Consider the following 865-nt stretch of genomic DNA (forward strand, 5'->3'; position numbering starts at 1 on the left):
GAGTAAAATGAGCAGACTGCCCCGTTCTTTTGTGTCAGGTCTTGCCGCTCCGGCTCTTGCGCTGCTGATGAGCACGGCAGCCCCCATTGCCGCCTTTGCGCAGGATGCCGCCGCCCCCGCACCGGCAGCCCCGGCGGCTACCGCTCCTGCAGCCCCGGCTGCTCCGGCTCCGGCAGATGGCGCTGCAGCTCCTGCCCCCGGCCCGGCCACCCCCGCCGCTCCGGATGCCGCAACAACCCCCACACCCACCGATGGCACAACAGCCCCGACCCCGGCCGCCGCTGCCGCAGCAGAAGCTCCTGCGCCGGACGCCAAGGATGACGCCAACCCCTACGGCCTGTCCGCCCTGTGGTCGAACGGTGATATTATCGCCCGTGGCGTGCTGCTGATCATGCTCGTCATGTCGCTTGGCACATGGTTCATCATGATCACCAAGTTCATTGAACAGGGGCGTCTGTTTGCCGCTGGCAAGGATGCCACCAAAAACTTCTGGACCAAGCACAGCATTCAGGAAGGGGCTTCCGCACTCTCCACCTCCTCCCCGTTCCGCTATATTGCCGATACCGGCATTACGGCAGCCGAACACCATGAAGGCACGATGCAGGAAGCCATTGACCTGCATAGCTGGACCTCCATGTCCATCCAGCGTGCGGTCAACAACATCCAGAACAGCCTGCAGAAGGGGCTGGCCTTCCTGGGCACCGTGGGGTCCACATCCCCGTTCATCGGGCTGTTCGGCACGGTCTGGGGTATTTACCACGCACTCACCGCCATTGGCATTGCCGGTCAGGCATCCATCGACAAGGTTGCCGGTCCTGTGGGTGAATCCCTGATCATGACCGCCATTGGTCTGGCAACGGCTGTG

The 865-nt window shown here is 63.5% G+C and carries 1 protein-coding gene; it reads left to right on the forward strand.

From position 1 onward, the window contains the following. Positions 1 to 7: 7 nt before the first annotated feature. On the forward strand, positions 8 to 865 hold an 858-nt coding region (locus GOB83_RS14675; RefSeq protein WP_165926631.1), incomplete at its 3' end, for a MotA/TolQ/ExbB proton channel family protein.

The organism is Acetobacter fabarum, assembly GCF_011516925.1.
In the GTDB taxonomy this organism is placed as follows: Bacteria; Pseudomonadota; Alphaproteobacteria; order Acetobacterales; family Acetobacteraceae; genus Acetobacter; species Acetobacter fabarum.